This is a genomic window from Amycolatopsis sp. NPDC051045 (assembly GCF_040682955.1).
In the GTDB taxonomy this organism is placed as follows: domain Bacteria; phylum Actinomycetota; class Actinomycetes; order Mycobacteriales; family Pseudonocardiaceae; genus Amycolatopsis.
In genome coordinates this window covers 130,306-144,847 of the sequence record NZ_JBFBCC010000001.1, presented here as the reverse complement: position 1 = coordinate 144,847, position 14,542 = coordinate 130,306, and the positions used below count along the sequence as shown (strand labels likewise).

Sequence of the window (14,542 nt, the reverse complement as noted above, 5' to 3'; positions counted from 1 at the left end):
ACCTTGAGGGACGCTAAGTGCCTCAAGGTGGCATTCACGGCTTTCCGGGGGTCGGGAGGCGGGGGAAGATCGACGTCGCGGCGGTGCGGGCCAGTGCGCACGTGCCGTCGCCCGCCGTGCCGGCCGTCTCGACCACGCTGATCTCCGCCAGTTCCCGGTGGCCCGGCAGACCCGGGGCCGGCTGGGTGGTGTCGATCAGGCAGAACGCGCCCGCGAGCCGGACGCGGGCCTCCCGGCCGCCGAGCGTCTCGGCCGGGCCGGCCGGCTCCGTCGTCTCCACCGTCAGCTTCAAGCTGGCCTTGCCGCGGATGCAGCTGTGCCCGGACAGCCCGATCGTCGGCTGGCTGGCGGGACCGGCGGCGGCGTCGAGGTCGTGGTTGTCGAGCAGGACACACGGCGCCACCCGGCCCCACGAGCGGTCCGGGAACGTCAGCCGCCCGACCTTGCGCGCGGTGATCGCGGCCAGCGCCGAGCCGACGGCGGCGTCTGCGACGCCACAGCGGGCGGCTTGGTCGCCGGCGTCGTCGGTGACCGACAGGTCGAGCCGGGTGCCGTCGGCGAAGGTGATCGCGCGGGTGCACGCGCTGCGGTCGTTGAACATCGACTGCTGGATCGCGACGCCGTCGGGCACCGGCCCGAGGTAGGCGTAGGGCCTGATGTTCGGGTCGGAGTCGAAGGCCAGCGGCCCGACGAGGATAGTCCGCGGACCGGCTTCGGCGCGGCAGCTTTCGTACGTCGGGACGGCGATAGCGCCGGGCGCCACCTGGGGCACGTCCAGCAGGCTGCAGTAGTCGACGCTGCCGAAGTCGCCGAGCGCGTCGGAGGCGGTCAGCGGGGTGGGTCCGGAATTCTGCTCGGGCACGGCGTGGGTGGTGGCGCAGCCACCGGCGAGCAGGGCGCAGAGCATCGCGACGGCCAAGCTTTTCGGAAGCGGGTACACGGGGTGCAAGTATCACCGCTTCGGGCGGAAAAACCAGCCCTGACGGGGACATCTCTCACTCTTTTCCGCACCACGCCCGGAGTACCCGCAGTTCAGGCGGTTTTCCGTGCGCGCACGCGGGTTTCGCCGGTGTCTTGAACGGTTTTCGCCTTTGTCGCCCCCCTAAGGGAGCGATCCACCCCGCGAGCGATGCGGGAGCGGGTACTCCGGTGGTGAAGTGGAGGTATCGGAACTTCGAGGAAAGGGAATTCACGATGAGCGCACCGGTCACCCGCCGACTGTCCCGCCCCCGCCACGGCCGCATGATCGGCGGCGTCTGCGCGGGTCTGGCGCAGCGGTACGGCATGAAGCCCGGCACCGTGCGGCTGCTGGCCGTGCTGTCCTGCCTGCTGCCCGGGCCGCAGTTCGTGGCCTACATCGTCATGTGGGCGGTCATCCCGGCCGAGTAACCCGTTGGCGGGCAACATGAATCCCGTTACGCTGCGGCGATGCAGTGGGGGGAAGAACGCAAGGCCTGGGACGTCGCGTTCCGCGAGCTGGTCGAAGGCGAACCGCTCATGGGCTTCCTGCACCTGGTCGGCGCCCTCGAAATGCCGCCGGGGCAATGGCTCCCGGCGGCCTCCGACGCGCTCGCCGTCGCGGCGCTGGCTTCGCTTGCCCGGATCACCGGCGCAGCCCCGGTGGACCGCTCGTCGAGGCGCTGCGCGGCGGGCCCGGCGGAGGCCGAGGCGGTGCGGACGCTCGCGGAGTCGGGCCCGTTGTCCGAGGAGGCGGCTCCGGTGTTGCGCAGGATCCTGGCCACGGACGAGCCGCTGTGCTGGACCGGCGGCTGGGGCGGCATCCCGCGGGACCGGGCGTTCCGCCGGGACGTCGCCCGGGCTCTGGCGCACTGCGCCGGCTGAAAGTCAGGGGCGCCAGCAGGACATCGCCTCGTCGACCTCGTCCACGCCGAGCGGCGGGCGCGGCAGCTTCGACGGCTCGCCGGGCCGGGCCCGCAGGCCGTCGAGCAGCATGGCGAGGCACCGGCGCCACAGGTCCGGCTCCACCGCGGACGTGAACTCGATCACCGAGCCGATCATCATGTGCAGCAGCGGGGTGTCCGTCGGGGAGAAGTCGGCGCGCAGGCCACCCGCCGCCTGGGCTCGTTCGACGAGCTGTGTGATCAACGGCACCAGCCGCGCTTTTCCCTCGGCCACGTGCTCGTGGCCGAACTTGTTCGACAGCATGATCTCGCGCAGCCCGCGATCCCCCGAGTGGAGTTCGATCGACTTCCAGGTGAAGTCGACGAAGGCCTGCCAGGCGTCCTCGGCCTCGAGTGCTTCCTCCGCGAGGGTGCCGATCTCCTCCATCCGCTCGGCGAACATGGCTTCGACCAGGTGTTCCTTACTGGGGAAGCGGCGGTACACCGTGCCGACGCCGAGGCCGGCGTGGTGAGCGATGTCGTCCAGCGTGGCTTCGAGCCCGCGCCGGCCGAACACCTCGCGGGCCGACGCGAGGATGCGACGGCGGTTGAGTTCAGCGTCACGCCGCAGCGGCCGCGCCGGTGCGGCGGGACCAGCGTCCCGTGCCATGTCGTCCAGTCTAGCCCTTGAAGTAGAGGCACCATCTCCGGTTCTTGTGTACCTTGGGTCGCGTAAGGGGAGATACCTACTCCACATAGCCTTGTGATCACCTTCTGTGAGGACACCCATGCCCGAGTCCACCCTCGCCGTCGCGCCGCCGGGGGACGCGCGCGCCGGCGAAAACCCCCACCACGCCAGACGCTGGCTGATCCTGGTGGTGATCGGCATCGCGCAGCTGATGGTCGTGCTGGACGCGACCGTCGTGAACATCGCGCTGCCTTCGGCCCAGGTCGACCTGGGCTTCTCCAACGACGCCCGGCAATGGGTCGTCACGGCCTACGCGCTCGCGTTCGGCAGCCTCCTGCTGCTCGGCGGGCGGCTCGCGGACCTCTTCGGCCGCAAGAACGCCCTCCTCGTCGGCCTGGCCGGCTTCGCCGTGGTGTCCGCGATCGGGGGTGCGGCGGGCAGCATCGAGATGCTGCTGATCGCCCGGGCGGCCCAGGGCGTGTTCGGCGCGCTGCTCGCGCCCGCCACACTTGCGCTGCTGACCACGACGTTCACCGACCCGAAGGAACGCGGCCGCGCGTTCGGCGTGTTCGGCGCCATCGGCGGTGGCGGCGCGGCGGTCGGGCTGCTGCTCGGCGGTGTGCTCACCGAGTACCTCGACTGGCGCTGGTGCATGTTCGTCAACATCATCTTCGCGGTCGTGGCGCTCGTCGGCAGCTCGGTCCTGCTGCGCAACCAGAAGGACGCCGGCCCGCGGCCGAAGCTCGACCTGCCGGGCACGGTGACGGCGTCGGCCGGGCTGTTCGCGCTGGTCTACGGCTTCGCGAACGCCGAGTCGGACTCCTGGTCGGCGGTGTCGGTCTGGGGCTTCCTGACCGCCGGCGTCGTGCTGCTGGGCGTGTTCGTGTGGCTGCAGCAGCGCGTCCGGCACCCGCTCCTGCCGCTGCGCGTGCTGCTCGACCGGGATCGCGGCGGCTCGTACCTGGCGATGTTCCTGCTGGCCATCGGGATGTTCGCGATCTTCCTGTTCCTGACGTTCTACGTCCAGCAGAACCTGCAGTTCACGCCGATCCAGAGCGGCTTCGGGTTCCTGCCGATGGTGGCGACGCTGATGCTGGCCGCCACGACGGCGACGAGCGTGCTGCTGCCGCGGTTCGGCCCGCGGCCGCTGGTGCCGACCGGCATGGCGATCGCCGCCGGCGGCCTGTTCTGGCTGGGCGCGATCGGCCTCGACAGCACGTACGTGTCCGGCGTACTGGGCCCGCTCCTGGTGATGGGCTTCGGCATCGGGCTGGCGATGGCGCCGGCGATGAGCGTCGCGACGTTCGGCGTCGAGGCGCGCGACGCGGGCGTCGCGTCGGCGGCGGTGAACACGATGCAGCAGGTCGGCGGCTCGATCGGTACGGCGCTGCTGAGCACGCTGGCCGGCAACGCGGCGACGTCCTACCTCGCGGGCAAGACCCCGACGCCGCAGCTGGCGGCCGAGGCGTCGATCGAGAGCTACACGACGGCGTTCACCTGGGCCGCGGTGATCTACGTGGCCGGTGCGGTGCTCAGCGGCCTGCTGCTGCGCCCGGGCGTTCCGAAGGGTGAAGCGGCGCCGGGCGCCGTGCACATGTAGTTCCCGCCACGCGGAAACGGGCCTCCCGGATCGGCCGGGAGGCCCGTTTCACGTCACCAGGCCGTGGCGGTAGGCGTAGACGACGGCCTGGACGCGGTCGCGGAGGTCCAGTTTGGTGAGGATGCGCGACACGAAGGTCTTGACGGTTTCCTGGCTGATCACGAGCCGCGCCGCGATTTCGCTGTTGGAGAGGCCGTCGGCGAGGAGGCGGAGGACCTCCAGTTCGCGGGGCGTCAGCGGAAGGTCGCGGGCGGTGTCCCCGGCTGGCCGGATCCGGGCGGCGTGCCGGCCCACGAGCCGGCGCGTCACGTCCGGGTCCAGCAGCGCCGCGCCCGTGGCCACGGTCCGGATCCCGTGCAGCAGCCGGTCGGGCGGCGCGTCCTTGAGGAGGAACCCGCTGGCTCCCGCGCGCAGCGCCTCGTAGACGTACTCGTCCAGGTTGAACGTCGTCAGCACGAGCACCTTGACCGGGTGCGGTACCCCGGCCCCGGCCAGCAGGCGGGTGGCCTCGATGCCGTCGAGCACCGGCATGCGCACGTCCATCACCACGACGTCCGGGTGCAACCGGCCGGCGAGCTCGACCGCGGCCCGCCCGTCCCCGCACTCGCCCACCACCTCGAAGTCGGGCTGGGCGCCGATGATCGTCACCAGCCCGGTGCGGATCAGCATCTGGTCGTCGCAGACCAGTACCCGGATCGGCGCGGTCACGCCCGGGCCCCCGTCGGGATGCGGGCCCGGACGACGAAGCCGGCGCCGTCGAGGGAGTCCGCGCTGAAGTCGCCGCCCAGCACGCCGACCCGCTCCCGAAGACCGGCGAGCCCCCGGCCGCTGCCACCGGGGGACGTGCTCGGCGCACCGGCCGTGCTGACCTCCACGGCGATCTCCCGTTCGCCGTGGTCCACGCGGACCGACGTGCGGCTGCCGCGGGCGTGCTTGAGCGCGTTCGTCAGTGCCTCCTGCACGACCCGGTAGGCCACGAGATCGGCGCTGCCCGCGGACTCTGCCGGCGTGCCCTGCTGGCTGAACTCCACCGGCTGCCCGGCCTGGCGGGCGTGCTCCACGAGCGCCAGGAGCCCGCCTGCGGACGGCGTCCTGGCCTCGGTGCCGTGATCGGGATTGAGCAGGTCGAGCAGGTGCCGCAGGTCGGTGATGGCCCGCCGGCCGGTGTCGGTGATCGCGGTCAGGGTCGCCTCGAGCCGGTCCGGCGCGGCGGTCAGGTACCGGGCCGCTTCGGCCTGCACGACCATCGCCGTCACGTGGTGGGTGACGACGTCGTGGAGCTCGCGGGCGATGGCGGCGCGTTCGGCGGCCCGGGAGTCCTCGGCGACGCGGCGCCGGAGGACGGCCTCCGCGGCCCGGGTGGTGCGCAGCCACGCCCCGATGCCCCACGCGAACACCAGCAGCAGGAAGAACGTCACGAACTCCGACAGCGGCTCCGAACCGAACGGGGAGAGCCCGATCGCCAACAGCACGTACGCCACGGAAAACAGGAGCGCGGTGGTGCGCCGGCGCCGGTCCAGGTGAGCTCCGGCGCTCACCAGCGCGACGGCCAGTGCGGTGCCCGCGACCGAGTGGTAACCCCGGAACTGGTCGGCGGCGAAGCCGATCGCCACCAGCGTGAGGCACCCGGCGGGCCACCGCCGTCGCACGGCGAGCGGAAGGCTTTCGAGGGCGACGACCACGACGGCCAGCGCGTCGAAGGGGCGGGCCGGCACGCCGCCGAGCTGTGTCCCGTGGCTCTGCACCACCGGCAGGAACGACGCCACCAGGAACAGCAGCCCGATCGGGAGGTCGCGGACCACGACGTCGAGCCGGCGCCACCGCGCCAGGGCCGCCCGGTGATCGATCACCGGGAAAGTGTAGTGACGTCGGCGGCCCGGGCGGCGCGTCGGCGGGGCACCAGCCGGCCGCGCCGGTGGGCCAGCCACAGGAACGCGCACGTCGCCAGGACGCAGAACAGCACGGAATAAAGGCTGCCCTCCGGGCCGAAGTCGCCGCCGGTGACGACCGCGGGACCCGACGTCGCGGCGTCCAGCAGGCCCTGCGGGGTGCCGTTGCCCGAGACCTCGGTGCCGAAGATCCCGGCCGCGGCGAAGTTCCAGCCGAAGTGCAGGCCGATCGGCAGCCACAGCTTGCGGGTGGCGGCGTACGCGGCGGTCAGCAGGCCGCCGGCCTCGATGGCGATGGCGATGGCCCCCCACAGGGACGCGTGCGGGTTGAACAGGTGCGAAAGGCCGAACAGCACTCCGGTCAGCACCAGGGCGATCCACGTGCCGGTGCGTTCCTCGACGATCCGGAACAGGATGCCGCGGAACAGCAGCTCTTCCGTCACCGCGGCGGCGGCCATGAAGCCGAGGAGCCCGGCCGCACCCGCCGCGGTGCCCCAGCCGCGGATCTCGTAGTCACCGAGGAAGGCGATGTTCGCGATGACGGACCCGAACAGCGCGAGCCCGATCAGCACGCCCCGGCCGAGCGCGAACCCGGCTCCCGGCCCGGCCAGCTCGGCGACCGGGCGGTGCTCGGTCCGTCGCACCACCCACCGGTAGCCGGCCACCCCGGCGACGGCGGTCAGGACACCGAGGATCAAGGTGAGCCACGGATTCCCGCCCACCGCGGCGACCCCCTGTTGGCCGATGAACGCGATCGCCGCAACGGCCAGCAGCTGCCAGACGAGCCTCATGAGAACCCTTTCGCCGGATCCGCGGCCTGTCCCGCGGCTGCGACGAACGCTAGGGATCCGGCGGCCGGGAATCGTCACCACGGAGTGGACACCTGCGCGTAGCTCGCACGGGGGACGCGTTGACGCCGGGGCTGGAGTTCTAGTGCTGCCGGGAGCGGAGGGTCTCGATCACGTCGTCGTCCCAGCGGTGGGTCCTGATCAGCCGGTACCGCTCCGCCGCCACCCACATGTAGGCCTCCGCGTCCGTGCGGTCGCCGATCAGGCCCGCCTGGCGCAGCATCGCCACCACCGGGACGAACTCCTCGTCGAACCAGCGCTGCGCCACGCTCGCCCGGTCGCAGAACTTGCCTTCGTCCTGCATCAGCCGGAACCCCCACGCCTCCACGTGCTCGCCCAGCTTCGCGTAGTCCCACGGGTCCGACACGATCACCGACGCCCGCGCGTGGCCGGTCAGCGGGACGCGGTCCAGGAACAGCCGGCGGTAGTCCTTGACGATCAGGTCGCCGCGGTGGCGGATGCCGCTCGGGTCCAGTTTGGTCCGGACCACCGTCACCGAAGCCTCTATTGTGGACAGTCCTTGCGCGAACGCGACCGAGACGCGGTGGTGGCCGTCGATGATGAAGTGCAGCTCGCCGACGCGGTAGACCTCGATCGGCGGGATCTCCTCGCCCCGGCGGGCGGCCAGCGCCAGGCGTTCCCAGCGCTCGCGGACGCGGGCGGACGTCGGCCGGAAGCGGCGGTCGAAGTCGCGGCTGCGGTCGACGGTGCCCACGATCGAGTCCAGCTTGATCACCCGCAGCCCGATCCGGTGCTCGCCGAGGTAGCCGAGCGCCTCCACCACCTCGTGGAACGGCAGCATGATGTTGACGTCGTCGGGCTCGCGGCGCAGCCACGTCGACAGCCGCGAAAGCACCTGGCCCCGGCGCGCGCGGAGGAAGTCGTTCTCCGCGTCGGCGCGGGGGAATCCCGTCTCTTTCATGAGAACTCCATGATCCGGTGGCCCACCACGTTGCGGATGCGGGTCTCGCCGACGACCCGGTCCGGCACCGGCTCGCCGTGGGGGTGGATGTGCCCGTGCAGCAGCCACTTCGGGCGCAGCGCCTCGATCGTCCGGTGCAGGCAACCGAACCCGCGGTGCGGCGGGTCCGCCCGGTCACCCAGGTTCAGCGGCGGCGAATGCGTCAGCAGGACGTCCACGCCGCGGCCGTCCCGCCACCGCCGCAGCCGGGCGCGCCGGACCAGCTTGCGGGCCCGCCGCGCCTGCTGGCGCTGCGTCCACTGGTTCGGCCCGTCGTTGTAGCGGATCGAGCCCCCGAGCCCGGCGAACCGGAGCCCGGCGACGTCGACGACCCGGCCGTCGGCGTTGATGCCGCCCGCCGGGCCCGGCCAGACCGTCGGGAAACCGTCCTTCATGGACAGCCCGCCGTAGCGCGTGTAGCCGCTCAGGTCCGGGTCGTGGTTCCCGGGCACGAACACGCACGGCACGTCGAGCGCGCCGGCCAGGAACGCGAGGTAGTCGTAGGGGAGGTCGCCGGCACCGATGACGAGGTCGACGGAGACGGTGCGGACCGCGTCGGTCCACAACCGCTCGTCGACCTCGTCGGAGACGACCAGCGCTTTCGGCATGGACCCAGGATAGGACGCCCGGGCCTCATTTCATCCCGTGCGCGAACCCCGGGTCGGCGACGATGACGAAAGTGATGACGAAGATCCACACGAGGCTGAGCGCGAGCGCCCAGAACTTGAGGTTGGACAGCATGCGAGGCATCACGAATCCTCCGAATACGGTGGGGAAGAGGGGACCTAGAGCCAGCCGTTCTTCCGGAATATTCGGTACAGCAACAGGCAGATGCCGAGGATCACGCTGATCACCAGCGGGTACCCGAACTTCCAGTGCAGCTCGGGCAGGTAGTCGAAGTTCATCCCGTAGATGCCGGCGATCATCGTCGGCACGGTGATGATCGCCGCCCACGACGTGATCTTGCGCATATCGGTGTTCTGCTGCAGGGAAATCTTCGCGACGGTCGCGTCGACCAGGGTGGACAGCAGTTCGTCGAACGCCGCGACCCGCTCGGACACGGTCGTGAGGTGGTCGGCGACATCGCGGAAGTAGGAGCGGACCTCGTCCGGCACCAGCCGCGTGTAGCCCTCGGCCAGCCGCTGGATCGGCGTCGCCAGCGGCATCACGGCCCGGCGCAGCTCGAGGACCTCCCGCTTCATGAGGTAGATCTGCTCGGCGCTGACCTGCGACCGGGGCGCGAAGACCTGCGCCTCCATCACGTCGATGTCGTTCTCGATCCGCCCGGTGACGTCCAGGTAGTGGTCGACGACGTGGTCGGTGATCGCGTGCACGACCGCGGAGGGGCCCAGCTTGAGCCGCTCCGGGTCCTCGTCCAGCTCGCCGCGCAGCCGCGCCAGCCCCGAGTGGTTCCCGTGCCGCACGGTGATCACGAAGTCGCGGCCGAGGAACACCATCAGCTCGCCGGTCTCGACGATCTCGTTCGCCGTCGTCGGCGACTCGTGCTCGACGTACCGCACGGTCTTGACCACCAGGAACAGCGTGTCGTCGTAGCGTTCCAGCTTCGGCCGCTGGTGCGCTTCGAGCGCGTCCTCGACCGCCAGCTCGTGCAGCCCGAACGTGTCCGCGACCCCCTGGATCTGCTGGGCGTCCGGCTCGTGCAGCCCGATCCAGACGAACCCCTCGTGCCGCTTCCGGACCTCCTTGATCGCCTCGGAGTGGGTCCAGCGGCCGGGCAGGCGTTCACCGGCCACGTACACCGCGCAGTCGACGACGTACGCGGACAGCGGCACCGCGACCGGGCGAACCGGGACGGCGCCCTTGTTGCCGCGGCCGCGAAGGCCGCCGAGCGAGGGAATGGCAGGCATGGGATCTCCTGGGCGTCGTGCGTGGTCGTGCGAGACGACTGACCAGGGGCGGAAATGCGTCCGCCCGGCGACACACCAGCGTTCCCGGGGGAGAGAAGGCCTACCGGGAGATGAGCCGGCCGGCCGGTGAGGTGGGAACGCTGGGACTACTAGGGAGCGGACTATCGCCACTACTCATCGAGTTCCTCACCTCCTTCGAGCCGGGTCCAGAGTGGTGGGGCTCGCGTTGACGCGCGAACACCGATGGTTGAGGGTACTCCTCACCACGGATGCGTGTCGTACCAGCCTCACGCGGCGTTACGCGAAGCGTGTTACGCGAACGGAGAGACGAGTGCAGTTCGGTCGGTACTACGAGGAGTTCGAGGTCGGTGCGGTCTACAAGCACTGGCCGGGCAAAACGGTCACCGAATACGACGACCACCTCTTCTGCCTGCTCACCATGAACCACCACCCGCTGCACCTGGACGCGCACTACGCGCAGGAGTCGACCGACTTCGGCAAGAACGTCGTCGTCGGCAACTACGTCTACTCGCTGCTGCTCGGGATGTCCGTGCCCGACGTTTCCGGCAAGGCCATCGCGAACCTCGAGGTCGAATCGCTCAAGCACGTGAAGCCGACCTTCCACGGCGACACGATCTACGGCGAGACCGAGGTGCTCGACAAGACGCCGTCGAAGTCCAAGGACGACCGCGGTGTCGTGTACGTCGAGACGCGTGGCTACAAGCAGGACGGCACGATCGTGTGCACCTTCCGGCGCAAGGTGATGGTGCCGAAGCGCTCCTACGGGGAGACTCGGGGCGGGGAGCAGCCGGGCCGGCCGGTGCCGCACGAATGAGGCTCTGATGGACCTGGACGGGATCAAGGGGATACTCCGCACGTTCGCGGAAGCCGAGGCCCGCGGGGTCTCCCCGCTGTACGAGCACTTGGCGCTGCAGGCCGCTGCGGACGACGACGTCGCCGGGCTGCTCGCCTCGGCCCGCGACGGCGAGGTGCGGGCGACCCTGCTGATGGCGGCCGCGCACCGGCTCGTGCAGGCGGATCCGATCCACCCGCTTTCGCGGTACTACCCGTCGCTGGGCGGTTTCGACGGCGTCGACTCCGAGACCTGGCCGCTGTTCCGGTCGTTCCTGCTGGAGCGGGCGGACAAGGCGCGCGCGCTGATCGCCGCGCGCTACACGCAGACGAACGAGGTCAGGCGGGCGGCGCTGCTGTACCCCGGCGTGGCGCGGGCGGCGAAGGAAGCGGGCGGGAAGGTCGCGCTCCTGGAGGTCGGCTGCAGCGCCGGGCTGTTGCTGGGCCTCGACCGCTTCGGCTACCGCTACCAGTGCGACGGCGGCGAGCAGCTGAGCGCGGGCCCGGCGAAATCGGCGGTCGGGCTGCACTGCGCGCTGGACCTGGCCCCGGGCGCGGCGGTGCCCAAACTGCCGAAGAAGCTGACCGTGACTTCGCGGGCGGGGCTCGACCGGGCACCCGTGGACCTGTCGGACGAGGACGAGCTGGCCTGGCTGGAGGCGTGCGTCTGGGCCGACCAGCCCGACCGCATCCGGTTGCTGCGGACGGCGGCGGCCGAGCAGGCGAAGCACCGCCCGCGGCTCATCACCGGTGACGGGGTCGACGATCTGGCGTCGGCCGCGGCTTCGCTGGACGGGCCGCTGGTCGTGGTGACGAGCCACGCGCTGGCGTACTTCCCGGCCGACCGGCGGGCCGCGTTCGTCTCGGAGCTTGCTTCCCTGGCGGCCTCGCGGCCGGTGTGGTGGGTTTCGGAGGAGTTCTACGACGCCGGGTTGGAGACCGTGCTGCCGGGCCGTTCGGACCTCTCCGGTTCCGACGGGCTCGCGACGCTGGGCGTCGTGCGGTGGGAGGACGGGAAGCCCGAGGCCCACGCGTTGGCGCGGACGGCGCCGCACGGGCAGCGGATGACCTGGCTGCCGCTGTAGTCAGGCCCGCGGCAAGGCGTCCCACTCACGCAGCGTCACGAAAAGCCGATCCACCAGCTCCCCGGCCGCTTCCAGGGTCGCCAGGTCCGCCGCATCGGACCAACGGGCCTCGGAGGCGTCATCACCGGCCGTCAAGACCCCGCCGGCGACTTCGCAGGCGTAGTCGTGGATTTCGTACGGCCCTCGCGTCACCGTGCCGATCAATGTGCCCGGAATCACCTTGAGGCCCGTTTCCTCCCGCAGCTCCCGGACCACGGCCGTTTCGTCTGATTCGCCCGGTTCGACCCGGCCACCCGGCAGAGACCATTGCCCCGAACCGGGGTCATTGACCCGGCGGATGAGCAGCAAACGGCCGTGGTCGTCGAACGCGATCCCGCCGACACAGCGGATCGTGGTGCTCGTGAGGCCCTCCATGTCCCGAAGGGTAGACGTCACCGACTTGAAAACCGCTGTCCTGTACACGGAGAGTAGCCATACGGTACACTTCGGACCGCGTGCTGCCCCAAGCGCGGGACTTCCCTCCCCAGCGCTTGTCCAGTGCGGTACAACGTAAAAAGTCAGGATCTCTGCTGTTGTCCGGTGTCACCGTAAGAGACGGGATTTGATCACGGTGAACGTGAAGAAGATTGCGGGCCTCGCCGGTATCGCATTGGTGCTGTTCTTCGTCATCGCCCAGCCTGGGCAGGCTGCCGGCCTCGTCGGCAACATCATCGACTTCCTCAGGAGCTCGGCCGAATCGGTGATCACCTTCGTCAGCAACGTGTTCAAGGGCTGATCGCGGGGTTACCCTCGAACCATGTTCGCGCCACGCGACCCCGACGAGTACCTCCTCGACACCGAGCGGCGGGTCATCCGGATCCGCCGCCACTGGGCGGTGCTCCTCTGGGACACCTTCGAGGCGGCCGCGCTGCTGGCCGTCTGCGTCCTGGTGTCCTACCTGCTGCCGCCGGCGCTGTACATCGGCCAGAACATCCTCTGGTACGTCGCGCTGCTGGTCGTCCTGCGGTTCGCCTACGTGGTGATGGAGTGGTGGGTCGAGCGCCTGGTGGTCACCGACAAGCGGTTCGTCATGACCACCGGGGTGTTCACCACCAAGGTGCTGATGATGCCGATCAGCAAGGTCACCGACCTCAGCTACGTCCGCACGGCCACCGGCCGCATGATGGGCTACGGCACGATGGTGGTCGAGTCCGCCGGTCAGATCCAGGCGTTGAACAAGATCGACTTCCTGCCGCGGCCCGAAGAGTTCTACGACACGATCTCCGAGCTGGTCTTCGGCGACAAGCAGAAGCAGGCCGAGCGCTTCTCGATGATCAAGGCCCAGCGGGCCGCCCGGGGCAAGAAGCCGGTCGGGTGACGCGCGCCGGGGTGTCCCGGCCGCAGTGTGACGCACCGCATCGTCGACAATGGACACGATGCGCATCGACCTGCACGCCCACTCCACCGCTTCCGACGGCACCGACACGCCGGCCGGGCTCGTCGCCGCGGCCGCGAACGCCGGGCTCGACGTCGTCGCGATCACCGACCACGACACCACCGCGGGCTGGGCGCCCGCCTCCGAAGCGGTGTCACCCGGCCTGACGCTGGTCCCCGGCGCCGAGCTCTCGACGGTGTCGATCGACCCCGAGACGGGCCGGCAGATCAGCGTCCACCTGCTCGCCTACCTCTTCGACCCGACGTCCGAGCCCGTCGTCACCGAGCAGACCCGGCTGCGGCTCGAGCGCCGCACCCGGCTGCGCCGGATGGCCGAGCGGATGGCCGCCGACGGTCTCCCGATCGACGCCGACGAGATCTTCGGCCTGCTGCCCGAGGACTCCCCGCCGGGGCGTCCGCACCTGGCTCAGGCGCTGGTCCGGGCGGGACTGGTCAAGTCCGTCGACGAGGCCTTCGCCGACTATCTGAGCCCGCGCCGCGGCTACTACGTCGCCCGCCGCGACACCCCGGTCGAGGAAGCCATCGACATGATCGCCGCGGCCGGCGGCGTCACGGTCATCGCGCACCCCTTCGCCTTCAGCCGCGGCGCCACGATCAGCGAGGACACCCTCGCCGGGCTGGCCGTGCGCGGCCTCACCGGCGTCGAGGCCGACCACCCGAACCACGACGCGCCGACGCGGGCGCGCACCCGCGAGCTGGCCGCCGAGCTCGGCCTGCTCGTCACCGGGTCCAGCGACTACCACGGCACCAACAAGACGATCGCGCTCGGCGAGTGCACCACCGACCCCGGGCCGTTCGAGGAACTCGTTTCGCGCGCGACCGGCTACCAGGTCGTGAAGGGCTGACATGGCGTTCGCCGACGTCTTCGACGCGAAGCTCTTCATGAGCGCGACGATCACCCTGATCGTCATCATGGACCCGCCCGGCACCGTGCCGGTGTTCCTCAGCCTCGTCGGCCGCAAGCCGATGGCGACCCGGGCCCGCGCCGCCCGGCAGGCCGTGCTGGTGTCGCTGCTGGTCATCACGCTGTTCGCGGTCGCGGGCCAGGCCATCCTCGCCTACCTCGGCATCGGCATCCCCGCCCTGCAGGGTGCGGGTGGCCTGCTGCTCCTGCTCATCGCGCTGCAGCTGCTCACCGGCAGCGGTCACGAGACCGAGGCCGCGGCCGACGACGTCAACGTCGCGCTCGTGCCGCTCGGCACGCCGCTGCTGGCCGGGCCCGGCGCGATCGCCGCCACCATCGTGTTCGTCCGGCAGGCCGACGGGCACATCGGCGCGTACATCGCCCTGGCGCTGGCGATCGTCACGACCCACCTCGTCATCTACCTCTGCATGCGCTACTCCGGCCTCGTCATCCGGCTGATCAAGGAAAGCGGCATCACGCTGCTGGCCAAGGTGGCCGGCCTGCTGCTCGCGGCCATCGCCGTGGAACTGGTCGCGAACTCCGTCCGCGGGTTCATCGCCGGCGGGAACTGA

General features: G+C 70.8%; 18 protein-coding genes. 9 read left to right on the top strand and 9 right to left on the bottom strand.

The window, feature by feature from the left end; genetic code table 11:
• Window positions 1–34 precede the first annotated feature (34 nt).
• Window positions 35–907 (bottom strand): hypothetical protein, encoded by an 873-nt coding sequence (locus tag AB0M80_RS00640; protein WP_364558505.1) that lies wholly within the window; start codon window positions 905–907, stop codon window positions 35–37.
• 287 nt (window positions 908–1,194) lie between these two features.
• On the opposite strand from AB0M80_RS00640, the gene AB0M80_RS00635 reads away from it, so the two are divergent.
• Together AB0M80_RS00635 and AB0M80_RS00630 are read left to right on the top strand one after the other, a co-directional pair.
• A complete protein-coding gene (locus tag AB0M80_RS00635) occupies window positions 1,195–1,389 on the top strand; it encodes a PspC domain-containing protein (RefSeq protein WP_364556880.1) in 195 nt (64 codons plus the stop codon).
• Between the two features lie 39 nt (window positions 1,390–1,428).
• Complete coding sequence (locus AB0M80_RS00630) at window positions 1,429–1,842, top strand: hypothetical protein (RefSeq protein ID WP_364556877.1); 414 nt, start codon at window positions 1,429–1,431, stop codon at window positions 1,840–1,842.
• Window positions 1,843–1,845: 3 nt separating this feature from the next.
• On the opposite strand, the gene AB0M80_RS00625 is transcribed toward AB0M80_RS00630, so the two are convergent.
• Complete coding sequence (locus AB0M80_RS00625) at window positions 1,846–2,511, bottom strand: TetR/AcrR family transcriptional regulator (protein ID WP_364556874.1); 666 nt, start codon at window positions 2,509–2,511, stop codon at window positions 1,846–1,848.
• 118 nt (window positions 2,512–2,629) lie between these two features.
• Between AB0M80_RS00625 and AB0M80_RS00620 the strand changes: the two genes are divergently transcribed.
• Complete coding sequence (locus tag AB0M80_RS00620) at window positions 2,630–4,129, top strand: MFS transporter (protein ID WP_364556871.1); 1,500 nt, start codon at window positions 2,630–2,632, stop codon at window positions 4,127–4,129.
• Window positions 4,130–4,177: 48 nt separating this feature from the next.
• On the opposite strand, the gene AB0M80_RS00615 is transcribed toward AB0M80_RS00620, so the two are convergent.
• From AB0M80_RS00615 to corA, 6 genes are all read right to left on the bottom strand, one after another.
• The gene (locus tag AB0M80_RS00615; RefSeq protein WP_364556868.1) at window positions 4,178–4,837 is read right to left on the bottom strand and encodes a response regulator transcription factor; all 660 of its coding nucleotides are present in this window, start codon (window positions 4,835–4,837) and stop codon (window positions 4,178–4,180) included.
• Window positions 4,834–5,979, bottom strand: coding sequence for a histidine kinase (locus AB0M80_RS00610; RefSeq protein ID WP_364556865.1), 1,146 nt, complete (start codon window positions 5,977–5,979; stop codon window positions 4,834–4,836). The genes AB0M80_RS00615 and AB0M80_RS00610 overlap by 4 nt, the downstream gene beginning before the upstream one ends.
• A complete protein-coding gene (locus tag AB0M80_RS00605; protein WP_364556862.1) occupies window positions 5,976–6,809 on the bottom strand; it encodes a type II CAAX endopeptidase family protein in 834 nt (277 codons plus the stop codon). The genes AB0M80_RS00610 and AB0M80_RS00605 overlap by 4 nt, the downstream gene beginning before the upstream one ends.
• A 139-nt stretch (window positions 6,810–6,948) precedes the next feature.
• On the bottom strand, window positions 6,949–7,788 hold the full coding sequence (locus AB0M80_RS00600; protein ID WP_364556860.1) for a chromosome partitioning protein ParB: 840 nt from the start codon (window positions 7,786–7,788) through the stop codon (window positions 6,949–6,951).
• Window positions 7,785–8,435, bottom strand: coding sequence for a metallophosphoesterase (locus tag AB0M80_RS00595; protein WP_364556857.1), 651 nt, complete (start codon window positions 8,433–8,435; stop codon window positions 7,785–7,787). The genes AB0M80_RS00600 and AB0M80_RS00595 overlap by 4 nt, the downstream gene beginning before the upstream one ends.
• A gap of 177 nt (window positions 8,436–8,612) precedes the next feature.
• Window positions 8,613–9,695, bottom strand: coding sequence for a magnesium/cobalt transporter CorA (gene corA / locus AB0M80_RS00590; protein ID WP_364556855.1), 1,083 nt, complete (start codon window positions 9,693–9,695; stop codon window positions 8,613–8,615).
• 331 nt (window positions 9,696–10,026) lie between these two features.
• On the opposite strand from corA, the gene AB0M80_RS00585 reads away from it, so the two are divergent.
• Together AB0M80_RS00585 and AB0M80_RS00580 are read left to right on the top strand one after the other, a co-directional pair.
• The gene (locus tag AB0M80_RS00585) at window positions 10,027–10,530 is read left to right on the top strand and encodes a MaoC family dehydratase (protein ID WP_364556852.1); all 504 of its coding nucleotides are present in this window, start codon (window positions 10,027–10,029) and stop codon (window positions 10,528–10,530) included.
• A 7-nt stretch (window positions 10,531–10,537) separates the two neighbouring features.
• Complete coding sequence (locus tag AB0M80_RS00580; RefSeq protein WP_364556850.1) at window positions 10,538–11,632, top strand: DUF2332 domain-containing protein; 1,095 nt, start codon at window positions 10,538–10,540, stop codon at window positions 11,630–11,632.
• On the opposite strand, the gene AB0M80_RS00575 is transcribed toward AB0M80_RS00580, so the two are convergent.
• Window positions 11,633–12,046 carry an NUDIX domain-containing protein gene (locus AB0M80_RS00575; protein WP_364556847.1) on the bottom strand — a complete coding sequence of 138 codons (414 nt, stop codon included), beginning with the start codon at window positions 12,044–12,046 and terminating at the stop codon, window positions 11,633–11,635.
• Between the two features lie 196 nt (window positions 12,047–12,242).
• Between AB0M80_RS00575 and AB0M80_RS00570 the strand changes: the two genes are divergently transcribed.
• From AB0M80_RS00570 to AB0M80_RS00555, 4 genes are read left to right on the top strand one after another with little or no spacing between them, the layout of a single operon-like run.
• Window positions 12,243–12,407, top strand: coding sequence for a hypothetical protein (locus AB0M80_RS00570; RefSeq protein WP_162146229.1), 165 nt, complete (start codon window positions 12,243–12,245; stop codon window positions 12,405–12,407).
• A 21-nt stretch (window positions 12,408–12,428) separates the two neighbouring features.
• Window positions 12,429–12,989 (top strand): PH domain-containing protein, encoded by a 561-nt coding sequence (locus tag AB0M80_RS00565; protein WP_003095467.1) that lies wholly within the window; start codon window positions 12,429–12,431, stop codon window positions 12,987–12,989.
• Between the two features lie 49 nt (window positions 12,990–13,038).
• Window positions 13,039–13,911 (top strand): PHP domain-containing protein, encoded by an 873-nt coding sequence (locus AB0M80_RS00560; RefSeq protein ID WP_364556844.1) that lies wholly within the window; start codon window positions 13,039–13,041, stop codon window positions 13,909–13,911.
• Between the two features lies 1 nt (window position 13,912).
• On the top strand, window positions 13,913–14,542 hold the full coding sequence (locus AB0M80_RS00555) for a MarC family protein (protein ID WP_364556841.1): 630 nt from the start codon (window positions 13,913–13,915) through the stop codon (window positions 14,540–14,542).